At 73.1% G+C, this 21,287-nt stretch carries 22 protein-coding genes; 10 read left to right on the plus strand and 12 right to left on the minus strand.

The window, feature by feature from the left end; genetic code table 11:
• Nucleotides 1-121: 121 nt before the first annotated feature.
• The 3 genes from E1291_RS13660 to E1291_RS13670 form a co-directional block, all read right to left on the minus strand.
• Nucleotides 122-661: a DUF1062 domain-containing protein gene (locus tag E1291_RS13660; RefSeq protein ID WP_242614128.1), complete on the minus strand. Its 540-nt coding sequence runs from the start codon at nt 659-661 to the stop codon at nt 122-124.
• Nucleotides 662-1,019: 358 nt separating this feature from the next.
• Complete coding sequence (locus tag E1291_RS13665) at nt 1,020-1,757, minus strand: VOC family protein (RefSeq protein WP_131738176.1); 738 nt, start codon at nt 1,755-1,757, stop codon at nt 1,020-1,022.
• 139 nt (nt 1,758-1,896) lie between these two features.
• Nucleotides 1,897-3,081, minus strand: coding sequence for an FAD-dependent monooxygenase (locus E1291_RS13670; protein WP_131738156.1), 1,185 nt, complete (start codon nt 3,079-3,081; stop codon nt 1,897-1,899).
• 81 nt (nt 3,082-3,162) lie between these two features.
• Between E1291_RS13670 and E1291_RS13675 the strand changes: the two genes are divergently transcribed.
• Entirely contained in the window at nt 3,163-3,804 is a 642-nt protein-coding gene (locus tag E1291_RS13675; RefSeq protein ID WP_131738157.1) for a PadR family transcriptional regulator, read from the plus strand.
• 50 nt (nt 3,805-3,854) lie between these two features.
• On the opposite strand, the gene E1291_RS13680 is transcribed toward E1291_RS13675, so the two are convergent.
• On the minus strand, nt 3,855-4,355 hold the full coding sequence (locus tag E1291_RS13680) for a MarR family winged helix-turn-helix transcriptional regulator (protein ID WP_131738158.1): 501 nt from the start codon (nt 4,353-4,355) through the stop codon (nt 3,855-3,857).
• Between the two features lie 82 nt (nt 4,356-4,437).
• Here E1291_RS13680 and E1291_RS13685 point away from each other — a divergent pair, with 82 nt between their 5' ends.
• Genes E1291_RS13685 through E1291_RS13695 form a run of 3 tightly spaced genes read left to right on the plus strand, consistent with a single transcriptional unit; the run spans nt 4,438 to nt 8,868 of the window.
• Entirely contained in the window at nt 4,438-5,514 is a 1,077-nt protein-coding gene (locus tag E1291_RS13685; RefSeq protein ID WP_131738159.1) for an amidohydrolase family protein, read from the plus strand.
• Complete coding sequence (locus E1291_RS13690) at nt 5,511-6,266, plus strand: ABC transporter ATP-binding protein (RefSeq protein WP_131738160.1); 756 nt, start codon at nt 5,511-5,513, stop codon at nt 6,264-6,266. The genes E1291_RS13685 and E1291_RS13690 overlap by 4 nt, the downstream gene beginning before the upstream one ends.
• 4 nt (nt 6,267-6,270) lie before the next feature.
• Nucleotides 6,271-8,868, plus strand: a complete 2,598-nt coding sequence (locus E1291_RS13695) for an FtsX-like permease family protein (protein ID WP_131738161.1) — start codon at nt 6,271-6,273, stop codon at nt 8,866-8,868.
• Nucleotides 8,869-8,964: 96 nt separating this feature from the next.
• Here E1291_RS13695 and E1291_RS13700 read toward each other — a convergent pair whose 3' ends face one another.
• From E1291_RS13700 to E1291_RS13710, 3 genes are all read right to left on the minus strand, one after another.
• On the minus strand, nt 8,965-9,354 hold the full coding sequence (locus E1291_RS13700; protein ID WP_131738162.1) for a hypothetical protein: 390 nt from the start codon (nt 9,352-9,354) through the stop codon (nt 8,965-8,967).
• Nucleotides 9,351-9,590 carry a ribbon-helix-helix domain-containing protein gene (locus E1291_RS13705; RefSeq protein WP_131738163.1) on the minus strand — a complete coding sequence of 80 codons (240 nt, stop codon included), beginning with the start codon at nt 9,588-9,590 and terminating at the stop codon, nt 9,351-9,353. Before E1291_RS13705 ends, E1291_RS13700 begins: the two co-directional genes overlap by 4 nt.
• A gap of 115 nt (nt 9,591-9,705) precedes the next feature.
• Complete coding sequence (locus E1291_RS13710; RefSeq protein WP_131738164.1) at nt 9,706-10,470, minus strand: SDR family oxidoreductase; 765 nt, start codon at nt 10,468-10,470, stop codon at nt 9,706-9,708.
• Between the two features lie 68 nt (nt 10,471-10,538).
• Between E1291_RS13710 and E1291_RS13715 the strand changes: the two genes are divergently transcribed.
• The gene (locus tag E1291_RS13715; protein ID WP_131738165.1) at nt 10,539-11,186 is read left to right on the plus strand and encodes a TetR/AcrR family transcriptional regulator; all 648 of its coding nucleotides are present in this window, start codon (nt 10,539-10,541) and stop codon (nt 11,184-11,186) included.
• A gap of 69 nt (nt 11,187-11,255) precedes the next feature.
• Here the strand turns inward: E1291_RS13715 and E1291_RS13720 are convergent, their stop codons facing one another.
• Nucleotides 11,256-11,651, minus strand: a complete 396-nt coding sequence (locus tag E1291_RS13720; RefSeq protein WP_131738166.1) for a MerR family transcriptional regulator — start codon at nt 11,649-11,651, stop codon at nt 11,256-11,258.
• A gap of 95 nt (nt 11,652-11,746) precedes the next feature.
• Between E1291_RS13720 and E1291_RS13725 the strand changes: the two genes are divergently transcribed.
• On the plus strand, nt 11,747-12,487 hold the full coding sequence (locus E1291_RS13725; RefSeq protein WP_131738167.1) for an SDR family NAD(P)-dependent oxidoreductase: 741 nt from the start codon (nt 11,747-11,749) through the stop codon (nt 12,485-12,487).
• 313 nt (nt 12,488-12,800) lie between these two features.
• Here E1291_RS13725 and E1291_RS13730 read toward each other — a convergent pair whose 3' ends face one another.
• The 3 genes from E1291_RS13730 to E1291_RS13740 all read right to left on the minus strand — a co-directional run bounded on the left by E1291_RS13730 (nt 12,801) and on the right by E1291_RS13740 (nt 15,433).
• On the minus strand, nt 12,801-13,286 hold the full coding sequence (locus tag E1291_RS13730; protein ID WP_131738168.1) for a hypothetical protein: 486 nt from the start codon (nt 13,284-13,286) through the stop codon (nt 12,801-12,803).
• A 478-nt stretch (nt 13,287-13,764) separates the two neighbouring features.
• Entirely contained in the window at nt 13,765-14,301 is a 537-nt protein-coding gene (locus tag E1291_RS13735) for a winged helix-turn-helix transcriptional regulator (protein ID WP_131738169.1), read from the minus strand.
• A 112-nt stretch (nt 14,302-14,413) separates the two neighbouring features.
• Nucleotides 14,414-15,433 (minus strand): aldo/keto reductase, encoded by a 1,020-nt coding sequence (locus tag E1291_RS13740; protein WP_131738170.1) that lies wholly within the window; start codon nt 15,431-15,433, stop codon nt 14,414-14,416.
• 155 nt (nt 15,434-15,588) lie between these two features.
• On the opposite strand from E1291_RS13740, the gene E1291_RS13745 reads away from it, so the two are divergent.
• The gene (locus E1291_RS13745; protein WP_131738171.1) at nt 15,589-16,179 is read left to right on the plus strand and encodes a TetR/AcrR family transcriptional regulator; all 591 of its coding nucleotides are present in this window, start codon (nt 15,589-15,591) and stop codon (nt 16,177-16,179) included.
• A gap of 64 nt (nt 16,180-16,243) precedes the next feature.
• Here the strand turns inward: E1291_RS13745 and E1291_RS13750 are convergent, their stop codons facing one another.
• Nucleotides 16,244-16,930 (minus strand): sulfotransferase family protein, encoded by a 687-nt coding sequence (locus E1291_RS13750; RefSeq protein WP_131738172.1) that lies wholly within the window; start codon nt 16,928-16,930, stop codon nt 16,244-16,246.
• A gap of 155 nt (nt 16,931-17,085) precedes the next feature.
• On the opposite strand from E1291_RS13750, the gene E1291_RS13755 reads away from it, so the two are divergent.
• The 3 genes from E1291_RS13755 to E1291_RS13765 form a co-directional block, all read left to right on the plus strand.
• A complete protein-coding gene (locus tag E1291_RS13755; protein ID WP_131738173.1) occupies nt 17,086-18,669 on the plus strand; it encodes a class I adenylate-forming enzyme family protein in 1,584 nt (527 codons plus the stop codon).
• Nucleotides 18,670-18,741: 72 nt separating this feature from the next.
• Entirely contained in the window at nt 18,742-20,313 is a 1,572-nt protein-coding gene (locus E1291_RS13760) for an NAD(P)-binding domain-containing protein (protein WP_131738174.1), read from the plus strand.
• A partial coding sequence (locus E1291_RS13765; RefSeq protein ID WP_131738177.1) for an alpha-hydroxy acid oxidase occupies nt 20,313-21,287 on the plus strand: 975 nt, incomplete at its 3' end. The genes E1291_RS13760 and E1291_RS13765, both read left to right, overlap by 1 nt.

Raw genomic sequence — 21,287 nt, forward strand, 5'->3', positions numbered from 1 at the left:
CGGCGGCCCGCGCTGCTTCCGCCGTGGCCCTCCGGGGGCGGCTCCATGCCGGAGCCGCCCCCGGAGGGGGTGTGTTTCACGCGGATGCCTGGGAGGATCGCGCGCTGCGGTCACATCCCCGCTAGTCCCCCGCCATCACGGTGAACGTGAATCCGGTGCTCGTCGGACGGCGCAGCGGAATCTCGCACTTGACCCGGCGCAGCACCTCGTTCCTGCTGAGGCCGAGACCTTTCGCGATGAGCCGGTCCGGACGCACCGGTACCGGATCGTCGAAGACGACCTCCACCTGGACCGGCCAAGGCTCGTCGAGCCACGGCGACGGGGTGTCCAGCCGCCAAGCCCCCGTCCAGTCGAGGGTGAAGCGGTTGCGCCGGGCGAGCAGCGGATCCAGCAGCCTGGACGCCACCAGTTCCTGATCGTTGGCGCGGTAGCCGTGGAGCTCGGCCGGATCGAGAGATCTGACCGGTGCCCGCTCGTGCACGGTGAGCTTGCCCGTCCGATCGCAGGACACGCAGCGAACGAGCAGCCACACGTCCAGCAGCTTGTCGTTGGCGTTGACGCGGAACCTGCCCTCGCCGGTGGTGGCCGACTCTGAACGGCAGTCGACGCACCGCAGCGACAGCAGAGGCAGCCCGGTCCGGCGGACGACCCAGGGCAGCACGATATGAGGTTGTGAAGACATGAGCTCTCTTGACCTGACACGAGGCCGATTGCGCGCGGCCTCGAACGCTGTATGACCGGGCGCGCGAGGGCAGCCCGGCGGAACCGACGAGAGCGTCGGCTACAGGTGAGCGGAAGAACGTGTCAGATCTAAAGAGCAGGCGGGGTCACGCGGTCTGTCCTCTGTCTTCACTGCGATGGGTCGCAGGCTACCTACGGGAACACGGAAGGAAGACCCACAGGGGTTTCCACCGAAACTCGGTCAATGCTACCGGGACACCCTCAGCGCCCAAGGCGACGGTCTCGTCGAGGCCCTGGCCGGTAGCCGTCGCTGAGGTGAGGGTCGGCAAGGCTCCGCGTCAGCGCGGGGTGAGGACGCAGAACTCGTTGCCCTCCGGGTCGGCGAGGACCGTCCACGGGACGTCCCCCTGACCGACGTCGATGTCGGTGGCGCCGAGAGCCCGCAGCCGCGTCGCCTCCGCCGTCTGGTCGTCACCCGGGTACGGCCGCAGATCGAGATGGACGCGGTTCTTCACGGTCTTGACGTCGGGAGTGCGGAGGAACTCCAGAAACGGCCCGACACCCTGAGCCGAGCGCAGCGCCGCGTGATCATCGGTCACCTCGTGCAGGGTCCAGTCCATCGCCTCGTTCCAGAACCGGGCCATGGCCCGAGGATCGGCGCAATCGACCGCCACCGCGGCGATCGGCCCGGTGTCCCGGTAAATCGATCGAGGCTCCAGGACGCAGAATTCGTTGCCCTCCGGGTCGGCGAGGACCGTCCACGGGACGTCGCCCTGGCCAAGGTCGACAGGCGTCGCCCCAAGGGCCCGCAGGCGCGTGACGAGGTCGGACTGGTGGGCCGCTGAGGTGGTGGCGAGGTCGATGTGCACGCGGTTCTTCACCGTTTTGGGTTCCGGGTCGCGGACGACGTCGACGCAAACGGCGGCGGGGTCGGGATAGACAAAGCCCTCAGGTTCAAGGTTGGTCACCCCGGGCCCTTCGCTGGAGATGCCCCAGCCGAGTGCCTGCGCCCAAAACCGGCCGATTTCAGAGTCATCCTCGGCTTTCATATGGATCTGCACAAGCCTCGTCGCCATACCACCGATCCTATGACCAGGCGGATCAGGTAACCGGTCCGCGCGGCCCGCCTGCACCATCGGGGCGGTCAAGGCGACAGCGGCGACGCGCCGCTCGGCGGTTTCGGCATGGCCGGTGCGGGGCGTCATCGAGGAGCCGCTACGGGACGACCGTTTGGTCCCAGTCGATGTGGTGCCGGTGCACCGGCGCGAACATCTGCTCGGGTGTCGGGAAGGCGGGCCGTCCTGCGGACTGGCCCGGTTCGATTTCGGTCCGGCCCGCCTTGGCCTTGTTCTTGGCGGCGGCGTCACCGGTGATCGCCGCGACGCGGGGGCGGCGCAGGCCCTCGTAGGCGGTGAACGCGGAGGTGACGTCGGGCAGGTCGCGCAGGCAGCGGGCGAGCTCGATCGCGCTCTCGGCGGTGATGGACGCGCCCTGTCCGGAGGTGGAGGAGGGGGCGTGCGCCGAGTCGCCGACGAGCACCATGCGGCCGCGGTGCCAGTGCGGGACGTCCGGCATGTACTCCATGGGGCCCACGACGTACATCTCGCCCGGGTCGGTGTGCTCCAGCAGGGCCTGGCCGGGCACGTGGCCCGCGTACAGCTCGCGCAGCCGCGCCAGCCAGTCGGCGGCGGGCACCTCGCGGACCTCGGCGGCCGACATCGGCTCTTGGCGGGGCAGGCTGCCGAACCAGATGACGCGGCCGTCCGGCGTGGTCCAGTAGCCGAGGAACGCCTTGCCGAAGGCGAAGTGCATCATGCCCGGCCTGGTCTGCACGTCGCTGCCGACGGCGGGACCGCCGAAGCTCAGCACGCCGCCGTAGGCCGGACCGGGCGCTCCGGGGTCGATGAGGGAACGCACGGTGGAGCGAATGCCATCGGCGCCGATCAGCACGTCGCCGGTCGCGGTGCCGCCGTCGGCGAAGTGGGCGGTGACCTCGTCGCCCGTGTCGGTGGCGGCGACGAGCCGCCTGCCGTACTCGATCCGCACGCCCTCGGCCACCGCGTGGCCGGCCAGCGCCCGGAACAGGTCGGCGCGCGCCATCGCCCTGGTCGCGGGCAGTTCGGGGAAGCCCGCGAACTCGGTGAGCACGTTTCCGGCGCCGTCGGCCATCACCACGCCGGGCACCGGGTGGCTGACGGCCGCCACCGCCTGGTCCGCGCCGACGATCCGCAGCGCGTCCAGCCCGTTGGGCGCCACGGTCAGCATCGCGCCCAAGCCGTCGGCGGCGGACGGGTGAGCCTCGTACACGGTCGTCTCGATGCCCGCCTTGCGCAGCGCCAGCGCCGTCACCGGCCCGGCGATGCCGCCCCCGATCACCAGTGCCCTCTTGATCCCGGTCATCTCGATCTCCTCTCAGTCGGCGCATAGTCGCACTGAAACTAGTGTTGCGTCAACTAGTGGCTTTGAGGCATGGTTGAGGGCATGAGCAGTCCCGTTCGCAGCTCTCCGCTCGCCCTCACGGTGCTGGCCCTGCTGCACCACGGGCCGCTGCACCCCTACGGCGTCCAGCGGCTGATCAGGCAGTGGGGCAAGGACCAGGTCGTCAACGTCAACCAGCGCGCGAGCCTCTACCGCACGATCGACCGGCTGCAGGCGGCGGGCCTGATCGGCGTCCGGGACACCGAACGCGACCACGCCTATCCCGAGCGGACGGTGTACGAGATCACCGACGCCGGGCGCGACGTCGCCCGCCAGTGGCTGCGCCAGATGCTGAGCGAGCCCAAGCAGGAGTTCCCCGAGTTCCCGGCGGCGCTGTCACACCTGCTCCTGCTCGATCCGGAGGAGATTCTCGGCGCGCTGGAGCGGCGCGCGAACATCCTCGACCAGACGCTGGCCAGGCTCGATGCCGGTCTCGCGGCCCAGGCGGAGCAGGGGCTGCCACGGATCTCCGTGCTCGAAACCGAGTACGTCCGCGCCGTCACCGCCGCCGAGAAGCGGTGGCTGACCTCGGTGGCCGACGATCTGCGGGCCGGGCGCCTGACCTGGTCCCTGGACCAGTTGAACGCCTTCGCCGCCGCTCAGCAGGACGCCCCGGAAGCACCTCAGCGCGGCTCGGGCGCGTAGCCCCTCTCCCCCACCCCAAGATCACCCGGCTCGGACGGGCAGTCGGACGATCATCGCGGGTGAGGGACGTCCGACAGGGGCGGGGCGGCCTGCTGCTCGATCAGGCGGCGCAGCAGATCGACGAGTTGCCGGCGTTCGGCCTCGGTGAAGCTGCCGAAGATGTGCGCGTTCGCCTCTTCGAAGAGCCGCCGCGCCTCGGCCAGAACCCGCTCGCCGCGGGGCGTCAGCACGATGAGGTACGCGCGCCGGTCCTGCGGCGCCCGCTCGCGCGAGACCAGCCCCGCCTCCTCCAGTTCGTCGATGAGCCGGACCATCGTGGACTTGTCGATGCCGATGTGGCCGATCAGGTCCCGCTGGTTGACCGGGCCGTACATCGGCAGCGCGAGCAGCACGACGAGGCCGCGGACGGTGATGCCCAGCGGGCTCAGCGCCTGGTTCGCGCGCGCCCGGCTCCGGTTGTGGGCCTCGGCCAGCAGCATGCCGAATCCAGCGTGATCGGCGGCCGGGCCGCCGTCCCCGGCCAGGAGGCGTTCGAGCAGGTCATCGAGCATGCCCTCAGTCTAATGCCACCTGATATAGTCTCAGTTGAGATTATCTCAGCTGCACAATCTCTCGACCGACCAGGAGACGCCCATGCCCGAGCTGACCCGCCGGGGCACGCTCAAGCTGACCGCCGCGAGCGGCCTGGTGGCGGCGGCCGGCGCCGCGCCCGTGCCGCTGTCGGCGCGCGGCGCCGCCGCGAGCCCTCGCCGCCCCTCGCACGCACGGATCGACACCCACCACCACGCCTTGCCGAAGAGGATGCGGGAATGGGCGATCGCCCAGCGCATCATCCCGCCCACCGGCGGTCCCTCCTGGGCCAACTGGACCCTGCTGGGCACGCTGGCGACCATGGAGGCCAACGGCATCGCCGTGGGAGTGGCCTCCGCGCCCATACCGGCCGAGGTGTTCGCGGACCGCAAGGTCGCCGAGTCGGGCGTGCCCGAGTGCAACGAGTCACTCGCCGAGCTGGTGCGCGAACAGCCCACCCGGTTCGGCTTCTTCGCCAACGTGGCCATGCTCCACCCGGACCTGGCGCTCAAGCAGATCGCGTACGCGCTGGACGAGCTGGGCGCCGACGGGGTGCTGCTCAACACCTCGGCCGGCGGGCGCTACCTCGGCGACCGCGCGTTCGACCCGCTGCTGGCCGAGCTCGACCGCCGCGGCGCCGTCGTGTTCACCCACCCGTTCTCGCCCAAGGGGATCGTGAAGGTGCCCGAGGTGGGAGACTGGCTCGGCGACTTCCTGCTGGACACCACCCGCACCGCGCTCAGCCTGATCGCCTCCGGGGCCCTGGACCGGTACCGCCGGCTGTCGATCATCTTGTCCCACGGGGGCGGGTTCCTGCCGTACATGGCCGGCCGCGTCGAGCGCTGGGGCAGGGAGGACGAGGACGGGCCCGACCCGGCGAAGTTCCGGCGGGCGCTGCGACGCTTCTACTACGACACGGCGCTGCCGATGTCCCCGTACGCCACCCCGACGCTGCTCGGCGCGGTCGGCGCCGAGCGCGTGCTGTTCGGCACCGACTGGCCCTCCAACTCCGCCCGCGAGGTGACCCGCAACACCGCCGACCTCGACCGCGACCCCGGCCTGGACGACCGCGCGCGCCGGCTCATCGCCCGGGACAACGCGCTGCGCCTGTTCCCCCGCCTCGCGGGAGCGCGGCGATGATCGGGGCCCCGCGGGATGAGCGCGTCCGCGACCAGGTCATGACCGCGGACGACGTGGTCAAGACCTATGGTGCCGGTGACGGTGCGGTGGCCGCGCTGCGCGGAGTCTCGGCGGTGTTCGCCCGGGGCCAGTTCACCGCGATCATGGGACCGTCCGGGTCGGGGAAGTCGACCTTCCTGCATTGCCTGGCCGGACTGGACGCCGTGACCTCCGGCACCGTCGTCATCGGCGAGGTCGACATCACCGGCCTCTCGCGGACCCGGCTCACCGAGCTGCGCCGCGACCGGCTGGGGTTCGTCTTCCAGTCGTTCAACCTGCTGCCGATGCTGACCGCCGAGGAGAACATCCGGCTCACCGGGCGGCTGGCGGGCCGCGACCCGGACCGGGGGTGGTTCGACACGATCGTGGACGCCCTCGGCCTGCGCGAACGCCTGCGTCACCGGCCCGCCGAGATGTCCGGCGGCCAGCAGCAGCGGGTGGCCGTGGCGCGGGCGCTGCTGACCCGGCCGGAGGTGCTGTTCGCCGACGAGCCGACCGGCAACCTGGACTCGGCCTCCGGCGCCGAGGTGCTGGGCTTCCTGCGCACGGCCGTCGACTCCTACCGGCAGACGGTGATCATGGTGACGCACGATCCGGTGGCCGCCGCGCACGCCGACCGGGTGCTGTTCCTCGCCGACGGGACGATCGTCGACGAGCTGGCGGGGCCCACCACCGACGCCGTGCACGCCCGCATGCGCGGGCTGGAGGGATGACGCCGTGGGCAACGCCATGTGGCTCATCGCGCGCCGCTCGTTCACCGAGGGCTGGCCGCGGCTGGCCGCCACGCTGCTGGCGGCCGTGGGATCGATCGCGCTCATCGCGGGCTCGCTGCAGTTCGCGCTGCGCGCGCAGGAGGCGGTGGCCGGCGGTGACGCCAGCGAGTATTTCCGCGCGGACGTGCTCGTACAGGGCGGGTCGGTGGACGAGGACGACCCGTACGCGCCGCCCGACGGCCGGATCCGCCTGGACCAGGTGGTGTCCCGGCCGAGGGTGGCGGCGGCGGCCGGGGACGCCGCGGTGGCGGTGACGGCCGCCCGTCCCGACGGGCGGGCGATCACGGCATCGGCCGAGGGCCGTACGCTGCTGCGCCCCTGGGTCGCCGACCCGCTCCTGACCCCCTACCGGCTGGAGGCGGGGCGCGCGCCCGCCGCCGACGACGAGGTGGCGGTCGTCCGGCACATGTCGCGCGCCGGGAGGCTGCGCGTCGGCGACACGATGACGCTGACGCTGCCCCGGCAGACGCGCCGGGTGCGCATCGCCGGGGTCGTGACCGTCCAGGGTCACGGCGCGGTCGCCGCGGGAGACCTGGTGCTGGCCCCGCCCGAGACCGTGCGGCGCGCCGCGATGCTGCCCGCGGGCGCCTGGCAGGGCGTCTGGGTGAAGGCCGCGCCGGGCGTGCCCGCCGATCGGCTGCGCGGCGAGCTGGCCGGGGAGCTGGGCGGCGCGGCCACGGTGCGCACCGCCCAGGAGGTCCGGGACGCGCAGACGGCCGCCGCGGCGGGCGAGGGCGCCTCGATCGCGGGCGTGGTCGGCATGCTCGCCTCCGTGGCGATCTTCGTCGGCCTGTTCGTGGTGGCCAACACGTTCGGCGCGCTGGTGCGCCGGCGGACCCGGCGGCTGGCGCTGCTCGGGGCGATCGGCGCCACGCCGCGGCAGCTCAAACGGCTGATCCGGCTGGAGGCGCTGGTGATGGGCGCGATCGCCGCGGTGGGCGGCGTGGCGGCGGGTTATCCGCTGTCGGCGCTGATCATCCGGCTGTTCGCGCGGGACGGGTTCGACGTCTCGGCCGCCGACGCCCAGTTCGGCTGGGTCGCGCTGGCCGTGCCCGCGGCGGCCGGAATCCTGGTCACCCAGCTGGCCGCGTGGCGGGCGGCGCACCGCGCGGCGGGCATCACCCCCGTTCAGGCGTTGCGCGACACGGTCACCGAATCGCCAGAACGCCGCCTGCCGCGGCTGCTGGCCGCGTGCGCGCTCTTCGCCGGTGCGGGCTTCTGGTTCGCGGTGGCGGTCGCGGTCCGCGTCGGCGATCCGCCCGGCCCGGACCGCACGTTCGGGGTCGCGCTGATGGTCCTTCTCGGTTCGATGCCGGCCGTGACCGGGCTGGCCGTCCTCACCCCGTTGTTCGTCGGGCCGCTGGGCGGGCTGGTGGGCCGTCTGGGGACGCTCGTCGGCGGGGAGACGGGGCGGCTGGCGCACGCCACCATCACCCGCAGCCCGCGCCGGGTCTCCTCGGCCGCCTCGTCGCTGATGGTGAGCGTCGCGCTGGTCGCCTCGGTGGCGCTGGTCACGCTGTCGGTGCACGACCGTTTCCGGGAGGCGGGACGGCAGGTCATGGCGGCCGAGCACGCGATCACCTCGACCGCCAAGACGGCCGAGGGCGCGCCCGCTCCGCTGGCCCGGGACGTGGCGTCCCTGCCGGCGCGCATCCCCGGGGTGTCCCGGGCGACCGCCCTCACCCAGACCCAGGTCAAGCTCGTCTCGCCTCCGGGCCGGCTCGATCCGGACGAGGAGCCGGAGCCGTTCGGCCTCTTGGTCAGCGGCGCCGAGCAGACCGGTCTGCGCGAGGTCCTGCGGCTGGGCGGCCCGCCGGACGCGCTGCGCCCGGGGCAGATCGCGCTGTCATCGACCGTCATGAGGGAGCGGGGGCTCCGGCGCGGCCAGCAGATCGTGGTGCGGGGCGCTCAGGGCCGGGTCGCGCTCACGGTGGCGGGCGCCTACCACGACCCCTCTCACGTGTTCGCCGACCAGGCGCTCGTGGCGCCCGCGACGATGGACCGGCTCGACGCCAACGCCGCGACGCGGACGGTCCTGGTGCGGGGCGGTTCTCGGCGGGCCTTGGCGCGCGCCGTGGCCGGGGTGCCGGGCGTGCGGGTCCTCGACCGGGACGCGTACGTGGAGGCGGCGTCGGCCTCCCTCACCCGCGCGCTGCGGGCGACCCAGGGATTCGTGGGCATGGCGCTGCTGCTCGCGCTGTTCGGGATGGCGACCACGGTGTCGATGAGCGTCGCCGAACGCACCCGGGAGTTCGGGCTGCTCGGCGCCGTGGGCGCGACCATGAGGCAGATCCGCTCGATCGTCCGCTGGGAGGGGGCGACCGTCGTCGCCCTCGGCACGATCCTCGGACTCGTGATCGCGACCGGGACGCTGGCGCTGCTGCACGTGGCGACCGGCAGTTCGTTCCTGCGCCCGGATCCGCCGTGGTGGCTGTTCCCGCTGGTGGCGGCGGGCGCGGCGGTGGCGACGCTGGCGATCTCGTCGCTGCCGGCGCGCCGGGCCGCGGCCGTGCCCGTCCTGGAAGCGGCCAAGGCCGAGTGATCGGTCGCCTGGGCGTCGTGGATGTGGGCGTACACGGGGGCGTGGCGCGCCCGCGACCCGTGGCGGGGGGTCCGGCGCGGCCGGCCGCCCCGCGGGTCAGGGGATCTGCTCGACCCTGACGCCGGGCACCGCCTTGTAGGCGTCGGGGGTCGCGGTGATCAGGGGCCAGCGGCGCCACCGGGCCGACCACGCGGCCTGGGCCTCGTCCACCGACAGGTCGGGCACGGTGGCGGTGAGCTGCCCGGTCTGCTGGGCGATCACGTGGTCCAGGTCGTCGACGTGGACGACCTGCATGCCGGGGAGCCGGTCCAGGACGGCGCGGCCGTGGTCGGGGACGAGCTGCCAGGCGCGGGCGAGCGCCGCCGCCGGAATGACGATGGTGGCGTGCGTGGCGATGGACGAGCGCAACCGGGCCCGGACGTAGACCGTCTTGCCGGTGGCCAGGTCGAGCAGGGCGGTCGTGTCGACGACGTGACCGGTGATCACGCAACGTTCCGGTCGTGCCGCGCGCCGCTCTCGATGAGGCGCTCGACCAACGCCTGCTCGTCCGGGCTCGCCGGTCCGAACAGCTCGTCGACGGTGGTGGCGTCGCGCAGGTAGGCCAGCTTGAGCTGGGCGGCGTCCTGCAGGAACCCCGAGACTGAGCGGATCTTCTTGTCCTCGGCGAGCCCCTGCAGGGTGGCGGCGAGCTCGTCGGGAAGCGTGATGTTCAGTCGAGCCATGCCAGCACAATACACACTCCGATGCCCTCCAGTGTGTATTCGGCCGGTCGGCGGCCACGTGATCTCAGGCCGGCCGTCCTTCCTTCTCTTCGCGGCCCTCGCTCTCTGCGGCGGGTCAGATGCGCGGGCCGAGGAACAGGCCGCCGCTCGCGTCGATGACCTGACCGGTGACCCAGCGCCCGGCGTCGGAGGCGAGGAAGGCGACGATGTCGGCGACGTCGTCGGGACCGCCCAGGCGGCCGAGCGCGGTCGACGCGGCGATGAACTCGGCCAGGCCCGGCGTCTCGAAGGTCGCCCCGTTGGTCGCCGTGCGGGTGGCGCCCGGGGCGACGGCGTTCACGGTGATCCCCCGGACTCCGAGTTCGTTGGCCAGCGTCATGCTCATCGTCTCCACCGCGCCCTTGGTCATGGCGAAGGACGTCTGCGCGTGGTTGGCCATCCGCGTCGCCACGGACGAGATCGTGACGATGCGGCCGCCGTCGCGGAGCAGCGGCGACGCGCGCTGGATGATGAAGTAGGGCGCTCGCACGTTCACCGCGAAGAGGTGATCGAACTCCGCTCGGGTGGTCGTCGCGAGCGGCCCGCCGGGCGGGGCCGCGGCGTTGTTGACGAGGATGTCGAGCGGCCGCCCGGCCAGGCCGGCCTCGACTCCCGCGAAGAGCGTCTCGACATCGTCGTCGGTGCCCAGTTCCGCTCGGACGGCCAGCGCCGTCCCGCCGGCGCGGCCGATCTCGGCGACCGTCGCCGCCGCGCCGTTCGCGTCCGTGCCGAAATGCACGATGACCTCGGCTCCCTTCGCCGCCAGCCGGGCCGCGATCGCCTGCCCGAGGCCACGCGACGCGCCGGTCACCAGGGCCGTCCTGCCGGTCAGATCACCCATGTCGCCCACCCTTCCTTGTTAGTGACTCCCAATCTGGTAGTAACTACCAGTGCGGTAGTGTCTATCACATGCCTGAGCAGCACTCAACCCTGCGGGAGCAACGCCGAGCCGAGACGCAGCGCATGATCCAGAGGCATGCGGTCCGGCTGTTCACCGAGCGCGGGTACAGCGCCACGACGGTGACCGACGTCGCCGAGGCGGCGGGCGTGTCGCCCATGACCGTCTACCGGCACTTCCCCACGAAGGAGGACCTCGTGCTCGTCGACCAGCACGCCCGGATCCTCGCCGAGCGCATCACCGCGACGCCCGCGGGGCAGCCCCTGGTCAGCCGCATCGGCCGCGCGCTCATCGACTCGGCCGCGACGCTGACGGGCGAGGGAGACGACGACGGAGACGGCGCGGCGGACAGGCGGTTCCTGCTCGCCCGGCTCCAGCTCATGATCTCGACACCGGCCCTGCGGGCGCGGCACCTGGACGCCCACTACGCCCTGCAGCAGGCGATCGTCGACGCCCTCGGGGACGAGGCTGGCGATCCCGACTCCGCGTTTCAGGCCCAAGCGGCGGCAGGGGCGAGCCTGGCGGCGCTGCACACGGCCCTGGTGCGCTGGGCCGAGGACGACGGACGGACCCGGCTGCCGGATCTGATCGCGAAGGCGCTCGGCGCGGCCTTCGGCGATGACGTCGTCGCCCCCGCGGGGTCCGCGGAGGCCCAATGACGCGTTTCCCGGACGGGCGCCGGACTCGCGGTTCGCCCCCGCGAAGGTCGCGCTAGGCCGGACCCGTGCTCAGCGTCGCCGGGCGAGCGGGGCCGGACCGGCGGCCGCGGCCTCCGACGCCGTGACGATCACCTCGTCCAGGACGTCGCGGGAGCGGACCAGATCGGTGATCATGCGGTTGATGCGGTCGCGCTCCGCGCCGAGCTCGTTGACCAGCTCCGGGGTGGCGATCTCGTTCGGGCCGCCGTCGGCGTCCCGCATGCAGGGCAGCAGTTTCGCGATCTTCCTGCTGTTCAGGCCCGCCGCGTAGAGCGTCTGGATCCGGACGACGCGGTCGACCGCCCACTCGCCGTAGTCGCGGTGGCCGCCGGGGGTCCGCTCCGCGCGGAGCAGTCCCTGCGCCTCGTAGTAGCGCAGTGAACGTTCGCTCACGCCGCTGCGGCGGGCCAGCTCGCCGATTCGCATCCCGCACCTCGCATGACGACGGCTTGAATCTGACACTGATGTCAACTTCTACCATGCCGGGACGACGAACAGGGCGTACCACGGAGGAGACATCGATGAGCGACCTGACCGGCAAGGTGGCGCTGGTGACCGGCGGCGGCCGCGGGATCGGCGCGGCGATCGCGAGGCGGCTGGCCGAGGACGGGGCGGCGATCGCGCTGACCTATGTCAAGGGGGCGGACCAGGCGCACGAGGTCGCCCGGCGGATCGAGGAGGACGGCGGCAAGGCCCTGGTCGTGCAGGCCGACCTCACGGAACCGGATGCCGCGGCTGCGGCGGTGGAGCAGACGGCACGGGAACTGGGCCGCATCGACATCCTGGTGAACAACGCGGGTTTCCTCACCTACGGCCCCCTGGCGGAGGTGTCGGCCACGGAACTGGACCGGGTGCTGGCCGTCGACGTTCGGTCGGTGTTCCTGACCGTCCAGGCCGCGACGCGGCACATGGGCGACGGCGGGCGGATCATCAGCATCGGTTCGTGCTTCAACGGGCGCGTTCCCGGTGCGAACTTCGTGCTGCAGGCGATGGCCAAGTCCGCGCTCATCGGGCTGACCAAGGGCCTCGCCCGGGAGCTGGGGCCGCTGAGGATCACCGCCACGGTCGTGGACCCGGGCCCGATCGACACCGACATGAACCCGGCCGACGGTGAGACCGCCGGGTTCCAGCGTTCCCTCACCGCCCTGGGACGCTACGGCGAGGCCGAGGACATCGCCGCCGCGGTGGCCTACCTGGCCGGTCCCGGCGGCCGCTATGTCACCGGCACCGCCCTCGCCGTGGACGGCGGGTACACCACCTGACGGGCCTGCGGCGAGGTGACGTCGCACGCCGGTGCGACGGCCGCCGCCTATCGGCCGCCGAAGAAGCGGGGCCCGGACCGGCCGGGCCAGGTCCCCGGCTGACTTCGCGCCAATCCAGTGGGCATGGAAGTGGACATGGACTGGAAACCGGATTCTGCACCCGCCGATGCCCACGACTTTGCAGATCCCTGAAACAGGAAATGGCGGCAGGTCACCATTCTGGCGAGGTCGTCGTGCCGAGTGGCCTCGTGATTCGGTCCTCGCGAAAAAGTGCTTTTTCGCGAGGACCGATGACACTTGACCGCCGATGGGGTCAGTGGTCGTCCCAGTAGCCGGGGTCCTCGGGAAGCGGAAGGGGGAACGGCGACGGGAAGACCCCGTCGAGCTGGACCGCGCCGCTCTCCTGCGCGACGGCGTCGATCGCGCTGACTTCGGAGTAGAGGAAGGCCAGGAGCGGAATCCAGAGGGCCTCGAGTTCGGGGATGTCCGACACGGCGTCGGCCAGCACCTTCTCGAAGGCGCTGGCCGCGCCGTCGAGCAGCACGACGGCGCCCGAGTTCAGATGGATCGTGTACAGCAGGTCCAGGAACCCGTGCGTGTCGGCGGTGATCCGTGCGGTCTCGTCGAGTTCCGGAGCCGGACGCGAGCGCGCCTCCAGCGCCCGCCGCGCCGCGGCCTCCAGGTCCAGCCCCGCCTCCAGGTCCAGCCCTTCTCGTTTCCTGCTCTCCAGGGCGGCCTTGAGCTCCTTCACCCTGGACTGGACCTGCTCGTCGGTGACCGCACCGCCGCTGTCTGCCATGACTGTCTCCGTCTCTCCCATTGCGGTGACATTGCCGTGCACCTGAATTTGATCACCAAGGTGATCTACAAAGGTCGTCGAGAGGATGGCCGACGCGAAACGAACATTCCTTTCTGTGTGGGATTGAGAGGATGTCTCGCACTTCCATACTGATCATTGCTCCGAGTTATCGTCAAGGAAATCTTTGGATGCCCGTGACCGTATCCGGCCACCGCCCTTTAGGGTCGGCGATCCCGATTCCAGGCCCGCACGGCGGCCCTCGCAATGCTTTGGAAAGGGGACCGTGGACGGCGCCTTCGTGCCGTCGGCCACGGCCGATCCGATCCCTCGCCGGTGGTGCGGGAGCCCTCGGAACCGGCGGGACGGCGGACAGATTTCGCCTGGCCCGCGACCCATACGGAGAGAAGCAGGCCAATGCCGCAGGCGACACTTCTTTGTAGCTTTCAGGCGAGTCGGGAGAGCGTTGAGGTCCGGTGCTCTAGTGGCCTTCCTCGTTCGCGGCGGCCGGCGACATGGACGGCGGGTCGACGAGGACGCCGGCGATCAGGGCCGTGCCCGGCCCGCTGCGCCCGCCGGGGCCCGGCTCGTAGTCGACCTGATCCGCGGTGAGCTCCTCATCGCACGCGGGGCAGGTCACGGCGGCATGCGCGGCGTTGCCGCAGCTACGGTGCCGGACGATCATCGGCGGCCCCGCGTCGCCGGACTCCCAGCGGTCGCCCCAGGCGGTCAGGGCGAGCAGGACGGGCACGAGGTCCCGCCCCTTGTCGGTGAGGTGGTAGCCGTAGCGGTCGGGCCGCTCCGAGTACCGCTCGCGCCGCAGCAGCCCGCCCTCGGACAGCCGTTCGAGCCGGTGGCTCAGCACGTTGGTGGCCACGCCCAGGTCGCGCTGGAGCTCGTCGAAACGGTGGAGGCCGAGCGCCACGTCGCGCACGATCAGCAGCGCCCAGGGGTCGCCCACGAGCGCCGCGGAACGGGCGATCGAGCACGCGATCCCGGCGAAGTCGGTTCTGCTCATGGTCCAGTTTTAAAGCACTTCGGAGGGGTGGCGCTCCCCCACCGGTTCTCTCGGCACGGCCCAGGTCCGCGTCGCCCCGCCGCGGTGGCGGGACGGGACGGGCGGTCCCGCGTCAGCGGCGGCGCAGGGACGGGTCGAGCAGCGAGGGCGGGGTGTCGTGCTTCTCGTGCGGGGCGAGGTCGGTGCCGGGGGCGACGATCGCGTCGATCGCGTCCAGGACGTCGGCGGAGAGCACGGTGTCGGCGGCGGCGAGCTGCGCGCGCAGGTGCTCCGGCGTGCGGGGACCGACGATCGCGCTGGTCACGGCGGGGTGCGCGGTCACGAACCCGAGCGCGAGCTGGATCAGGGTGAGGCCGGCCTCGGCGGCGACCCCGGCCAGCCGCTCGACGGCGTCGAGCCTGGCCCGGTTGGCCGGGACGGCGGTGTCGAAGCGCTGCGGCATGCGCGCCGAGCGGGCGGTGGTGATCTCCCGGCCCGCGCGGACCGCGCCCGACAGCCAGCCCGAGGCCAGCGGGCTCCACACCAGCACGCCGAGCCCGTACTCCTCGGTCACCGGCAGGACGTGGGTCTCGATCCCGCGCTGCAGGATCGAGTAGCTGGGCTGCTCGGTCACGTAGCGGCCCAGGCGGTGTTCGCGGGCGGCCCACTGGGCCTGCACGATGCGATGCGCCGGGAAGGTGGAGGAGCCGAAGTAGCGGATCTTCCCCGAACGCCGCAGGTCGGTCAGGGCCGACAGGGTCTCCTCGTCACTGGTGGCCGGGTCCCAGCGGTGGAGCTGGTAGAGGTCGACGTGGTCGACGCCGAGACGGCGCAGGCTGTCCTCCAGCGCCGTGACCAGCCAGCGGCGCGAGCCTCCCCGGTGGTTGCGCTCGTCGGCCATGGGCATGCCCGCCTTGGTGGCCAGCACGATGTCGTCCCGGCGGCCGGCGATGGCCTTGCCGACCATCTCCTCCGACTCGCCGGCGCCGTACATGTCGGCGGTGTCGATGATGTTGACGCCGCCTTCGAGGGCGGCGTCGACGATGGCGGTGGCCTCGTCCTGGGCGGTGCTCCCGATCCGGCCGAAGTTCATCGCGCCGAGCGCGAGCGAGCCGACCTGTACTCCGGTGCGGCCCAGGGTGCGGTACTGCATGACCGTGTCTCCTCTGTCTCGGTGGGGCGTGCGGCGGGGCCCGCGGCCTGGTCGCCGGCGGCCCGCTCTGGCATGATGAGCAAGCGGGACCTTGTCCCGTTTGACGATACGGAACCTTGTCCCGTTTAGCAAGGCGGGCCGGAGAGGAGCGGTGGATGGGCGAGGACGACCGGGGCGCCGAGCGCGCGGCCCGGCCCAAGCGGGCGGACGCCCGGCGCAACGAGAAGGCCCTGCTCGACGCGGCCGCCGCGGCGTTCGTCGCGTCGGGCGTGGACGCGCCGGTGCGCGACATCGCGGCCAGGGCCGGCGTCGGGACGGCCACGATCTACCGCCATTTCCCGACCAGGGCCGATCTCATCATCGCCGTCTACCGGCACCAGGTGGACGCCTGCGCCGAGGCCGGTCCGGCGCTCCTGGAGGACGGCCCGACCCCCTATGCGGCACTGGAGCGGTGGATCGACCTCTTCGCCGACTTCCTGATCACCAAGCACGGGCTCGCCGCCGTCCTGCGCTCCGACGACGCCGCGTTCGAGGCGCTGCACTCGTCGTTCCTCGACCGCCTCGTGCCCGTGTGCGCCCGGCTGCTCGACGCCGCGGCGGCTTCGGGCGAGGTCCGCTCCGACGTGGGGGCCTACGAGCTCATGCGCGCCGTCGGGAACCTGTGCATAGGCGCGGACAGCGATCCCCGCTACGACGCGCGGCGGCTGGCCGGGCTCCTCATCGCGGGGCTGCGCCGCCCTCGGTGACGGCACACGGCGCCGGCGCGGCGGTGCCGGTGTGGTGGTGCCGCGCGGGCGTCCCGGCGGCGGGTCAGCGGCCGCGCACGATCAGGCGCAGCAGCCGGGCGGGGCGCTTGCGCCGGAACGCCGCGCGCTCGTTGGCCCGCGGGTAGGGCACGTCCGGGACGGGGACGCCGAGGAAGGCGCACAGCGGTTCCCAGCCGTCCGCGGCGCGGTGGACGAGCAGCCGGTCGGCCGGGAGCGCGGCCGTGACCTGCTCGACGTGCCGCTCGAAGACCGCGAGGACGTGCGCGCGGTCGTCGACGCGGCCGCCGAAGACCCGGTCCACGATGATGGCCCTCGCCATCCGCGGGTACAGGGCGAAGTCCGGCGCCCGCCGTGCCACGAGCCACCGGATCACGCGGCGGCGCGCGGACGGCCGGCGATCGGCCACCGCGCCGGCGAAGACGGTGGTGCTGACGCTGTCCCACCATCGCTCCGGGTCCCGGACGGTGAGGATCACCTTGGCGTCCGGGTAGTGCTCGGCCAGCTCCCGCCAGTACGCGGAGGCCGGCCAGTCCACGGCGGAGGCGAAGCCCGCGAAGAGCTCGTCCCAGCCGGGGCCGTGGCCCTCCGCCACCTCGAACCACTGGCGGACGCGGTACGGCTCGGCGATCACGGTCGACATGTGGTAGCAGGGGCCCGCCCCGAGCAGTTCCAGGGCCGCCTTCAGCGATGCCGTGCCCGTCCGGCCGAAACCCGCGCCGATCACCTTCACGCTGTGCTCCGCTTCTGATCCGCCTCTGATACGGGCCGCCTAGTTTCGCGGTGACGGCAAGCCGGTTGTACGACGATCGGCCGCCGCCGGCAACCCCCTCCCCGGCCGCGCCGGAGCCGGACGGCCGGGGACCCCGACCGCCGAGGAGCCCGACGATGCCCGACCCGCTGTTTCCCTCCGCCCTGCTCGAGGCGTTCGCGGCCTCGCCCGGGACCGTCGCGTTCGAGCACGGTCCCCGGCGCGTGACCAGGGGCGAGGTTCTGGACATGATCGCGCGGCTGGCGGAGTCGCTGGCCGGCGCGGGCCTCGGCCGGGGCCGCGGGCTGGCGATCGCCACGGCGGTGTCGCCGGAGGCGTTCGCCGCGCACATGGCGGCGCACGCGCTGGGCTGCCGCGTCGTGGGCGTCCGTCCCGGCTACCCCGCCGCCCAGCTCGCGCACGTGCTCGGTTCGGGCGCCGACGCGCTGCTGGTGGACCGGACGACCGCCGGGCCGGTGATGACCCGGGCCGCGGGGGCCGTCCCGCTGCTGTCGCTCGGGCCGTGCGCCGGCGCGCGCGACCTGCTGGCCCGGGGCGGCGCGGCCCGGCAGGTCGCCGTCGCGGGCCGTCCCGGGGACGTGGCGGCCCTGACCTTCACCAGCGGCAGCACCGGGCGCCCGAAGGGATGCGCGATCACCTACGGGGCGCTCACCGCGCACTGGGCCTGGCAGCCCGCCGTGTGGTCCCCGGTGGCGGCGGAGCTGGCCGCCGGCTTCGAGCGCTACCTGCTGTTCGGCACGCTGGCCAGCATGGTGGTCTTCGAGTTCCTGGGGCCCTGCCTGCTCGGCGGCGGCACGGCGGTGATCCCCGAGGACGACGGCCGGCCCCTGTTCCCCGACGCGCTGCGGCGCCACCGGATCACCGGGTCGATCATCACCGTCCCGCGGCTGTACGGGATGCTCGCCGCGCTGCGCGGCGGCGCGGGCGGCGACCTGGACCTGCGCGCGCTGATGGTGTCCGGGTCGCCGATCGGCCCGCACCGGCTGGCGGAGGCGGCCGACCGGCTCGGCCCCGTCGTCTACCAGGGGTACGGGCAGACCGAGGCGGGGTCGATCTCGGTGCTGACGCCCGCCGACATCGCCGCCGGGGCGCCCGGCGTCCTGGCCTCGGTCGGCCGCCCGCACCCGGGGGTCGAGATCAGCGTCCGCGACGAGCGCGGCGCCGAGGTCGCGGACGGCGTGACCGGCGAGATCCACGTGCGGAGCCCGTACCTGATGGCGGGCTACTGGCGGCGTCCCGAGGAGACCCGGGAGGCCCTGCGGGACGGCTGGCTGCGCACCAGGGACCTCGGGCACCGGGGCCGCGACGGGCTGCTCCACCTGTCCGGCCGCACCCGCGACGTGATCATGGTGAACGCGATGGTGGTGTACGCGGGGCCGATCGAACGGGCGCTCGCCGCCCATCGCGAGGTCGGGGAGGCGCACGTCGTGGGGGCTCCGGACGAGCGGACCGGCGAGGCCGTGCACGCGTTCGTCGTGCCCGCCGCGGGCGCCGCCGGGCCGGCGGCGGATCAGGGCGCGGCGCGCGGCGCGGTGCTCGCGCCGCGGCTGGCCGCGGAGCTGGCCGAGCTGGTCCGCGCGGAGCTGGGCGAGGACAGCGTGCCCCGCACGATCACGATCGTGCCCGGCGTCCCGGTGGCCGCGAGTGGCAAGCCCGACAAGCACGCGCTGCTCGCGCGGCACGCGCCGCGCCTTCTCTGATCATCCTCTGAGAAACGCGCGGCACGCTCGGAGGCGTCCGATCGACAACCGATCCGCCTGATGGAGGACGCCATGCGGGACGAGGCCCTGGACTACCTGGTGATCGGCGCCGGCCCGGCGGGCCTGCAGCTCGGCTGCTCACTGCGGCGGGCCGGGCGCCGGTATCTGATATTGGAGGCGGGGCCGACGCCGGGCACCTTCTTCCGCACGTTCCCCCGCCACCGGACGATGATCTCCAACAACAAGCGGTACACGGGGACCGACGATCCCGAGCTGAACCTGCGGATGGACTGGAACTCGCTGCTGTCGGACGATCCGTCCCTGCTGTTCACCCGCTACAGCGAGCGGTACTTCCCCGCCGCCGAGGACATGGTGCGTTACCTGGCCGACTTCGCGGTCGCCAACAGGCTGGACATCGTCTACAACACCCGCGCCGAGTCGGTCTCCCGCGACGCCGGCGGCCTGTTCCAGGTGACCGACGACCACGGCCGGACCCGGGCGGCGCGGCGGCTGGTCGTCGCGACCGGGGTGTCGCTGCCGAACGTCCCGGCGATCCCGGGCGTCGAGACCGCCGAGCCGTACGGCACGGCGCCCACCAACCCGGCGGTGTACACCAACAAGCGGGTGCTGATCATCGGCAAGGGGAACTCGGCGTTCGAGACGGCCGGCAACCTGGTGGAGACCGCCGCCGTCGTGCACGTCGCGGGGCCCTCGCCGGTCCGGCTGGCGTGGCGGACGCACTACGTGGGGCACCTGCGGGCCGTCAACAACAACTTCCTGGACACCTACCAGCTCAAGGCGCAGAACGCGATCCTGGACGGGCACGTCCGCGGGATCGAGCGTCAGGCCGACGGCACCTACCTGGTCACGGTCGCCTTCGTCCGGGCCGACGAGGTCACCAAGGACATCCCCTACGACCGGGTGATCCTGTGCACCGGCTTCCGGTTCGACGCCTCGATCTTCGAGGAGGGCTGCCGTCCCGACCTCGTGATCCAGGACCGGTTCCCGGCGCTCACCCCCGCCTACGAGTCGGTGAACGTCCCCGGGCTGTACTTCGCCGGGACGCTGACGCAGTCGCGCGACTTCAAGCACGGCACCAGCGGCTTCATCCACGGCTTCCGGTACGGCACGCGGGCGCTGCACCGCTTCCTGGAGCTCCGCCACCACGGGGTGCCGTGGCCGGGACACGACGTGGCGGCCGAGCCGGAGGCGCTCGCGGCGGCGGTCCTGGAGCGGGTCAACCGCTCGTCCGCGCTCTGGCAGCAGTTCGGCCTGCTCGCCGACTTCGTCGTGCCGGACGGCCGGGGCGGCGCCCGCTACCTGGAGGAACTGCCCATCGACCTGGAGGGGCCGCCCGTGGAGGGCGGCGCCGGCGGCCACTTCACGATCACGCTGGAGTACGGCCCCGACCACGACAAGGTCGACCCGTTCGACATCACCCTCGGCCGGATCCGGCAGAGCGACCCGGCCCGCGCGGCCGAGGGGCACTACCTGCACCCGGTCGTCCGGCACCACCGGGGCGGCGCCGTGGTGGCTGTGCACCACATCACCGAGAACCTGGAGAACGAATGGACGTCGCAGGAGGTCCACGTCGAGCCGCTGAGGGCCTTCTTCGCCGCCCGGACCGTCCCGTCACCGGCGTGATGGAGGCCACCGCCCGCGCCCGCCTCGCCCCGGCCCACTACGCCTACTTCGCGGGCGGGGCGGGCTGCGAGGTGACCCTGCGCGCCAACGAGGCGGCGTTCGGCCGGCTGGCGCTGCTGCCGCGCGTCCTGCGCGGCGCGGGCGAGCCGCAGACCGCCGTCGACCTGCTCGGCACCCGCGCCGACCTGCCCGTCCTGGTCGCGCCGACCGCCTTCCACCGGCTCGCCGACCCCGCCGGCGAGCGCGCCACGGCGCGGGCCGCCGCGGCCGCCGGAACGATCATGATCGTGAGCATGGCGGCGACCGTCGCGGTCGAGGAGGTGGCCGCGGCCGCCCCGCGGGCGCGGCTGTGGTTCCAGCTCTACGTCCAGCCGGACCTGGCCTTCACCGAGACGGTCGTGCGGCGCGCCGAGGCGGCCGGCTGCACGGCGCTGGTCGTCACGGTCGACTCCCCCGCCCGGGGCGTGCGCGGGCGGGAGGAGCGGCACGGCTTCCACGACCTCCCGGACGGGCTGCGCTGCGAGAACCTGCGCGACGGCACCGGGCGGGTACGGCCGATCGTGATGTCGCCGGAGATCTCCTGGGCGCACATCGACCGGCTGCGGGAGATGACGGACCTCCCGATCGTGCTGAAGGGCGTCCTGCATCCGGCGGACGTCCGCCCGGCGCTGGAGCACGGCGCGGCCGCGCTGATCGTCTCCAACCACGGCGGCCGGCAGCTCGACGGCGTCCCCGCCTCGCTCGACGCGCTCCCGGACGTCGTGGCCGCCGTGGCCGGGGCCGTCCCCGTGCTGATGGACGGGGGCGTGCGGCGCGGCTCGGACGTGCTGAAGGCGCTCGCCCTCGGCGCGAGCGCGGTCGCCGTCGGCCGGCCGGTCCTGTGGGGGCTCGCGGCGGGCGGCGAGGCGGGCGTCGCCGCTGTCGCCTTGACCGCCCCGATGGTGCAGGCGGGCCGCGCGGACCGGTTACCTGAT

The organism is Actinomadura roseirufa (assembly GCF_900659635.1).
In the GTDB taxonomy this organism is placed as follows: domain Bacteria; phylum Actinomycetota; class Actinomycetes; order Streptosporangiales; family Streptosporangiaceae; genus Spirillospora; species Spirillospora roseirufa.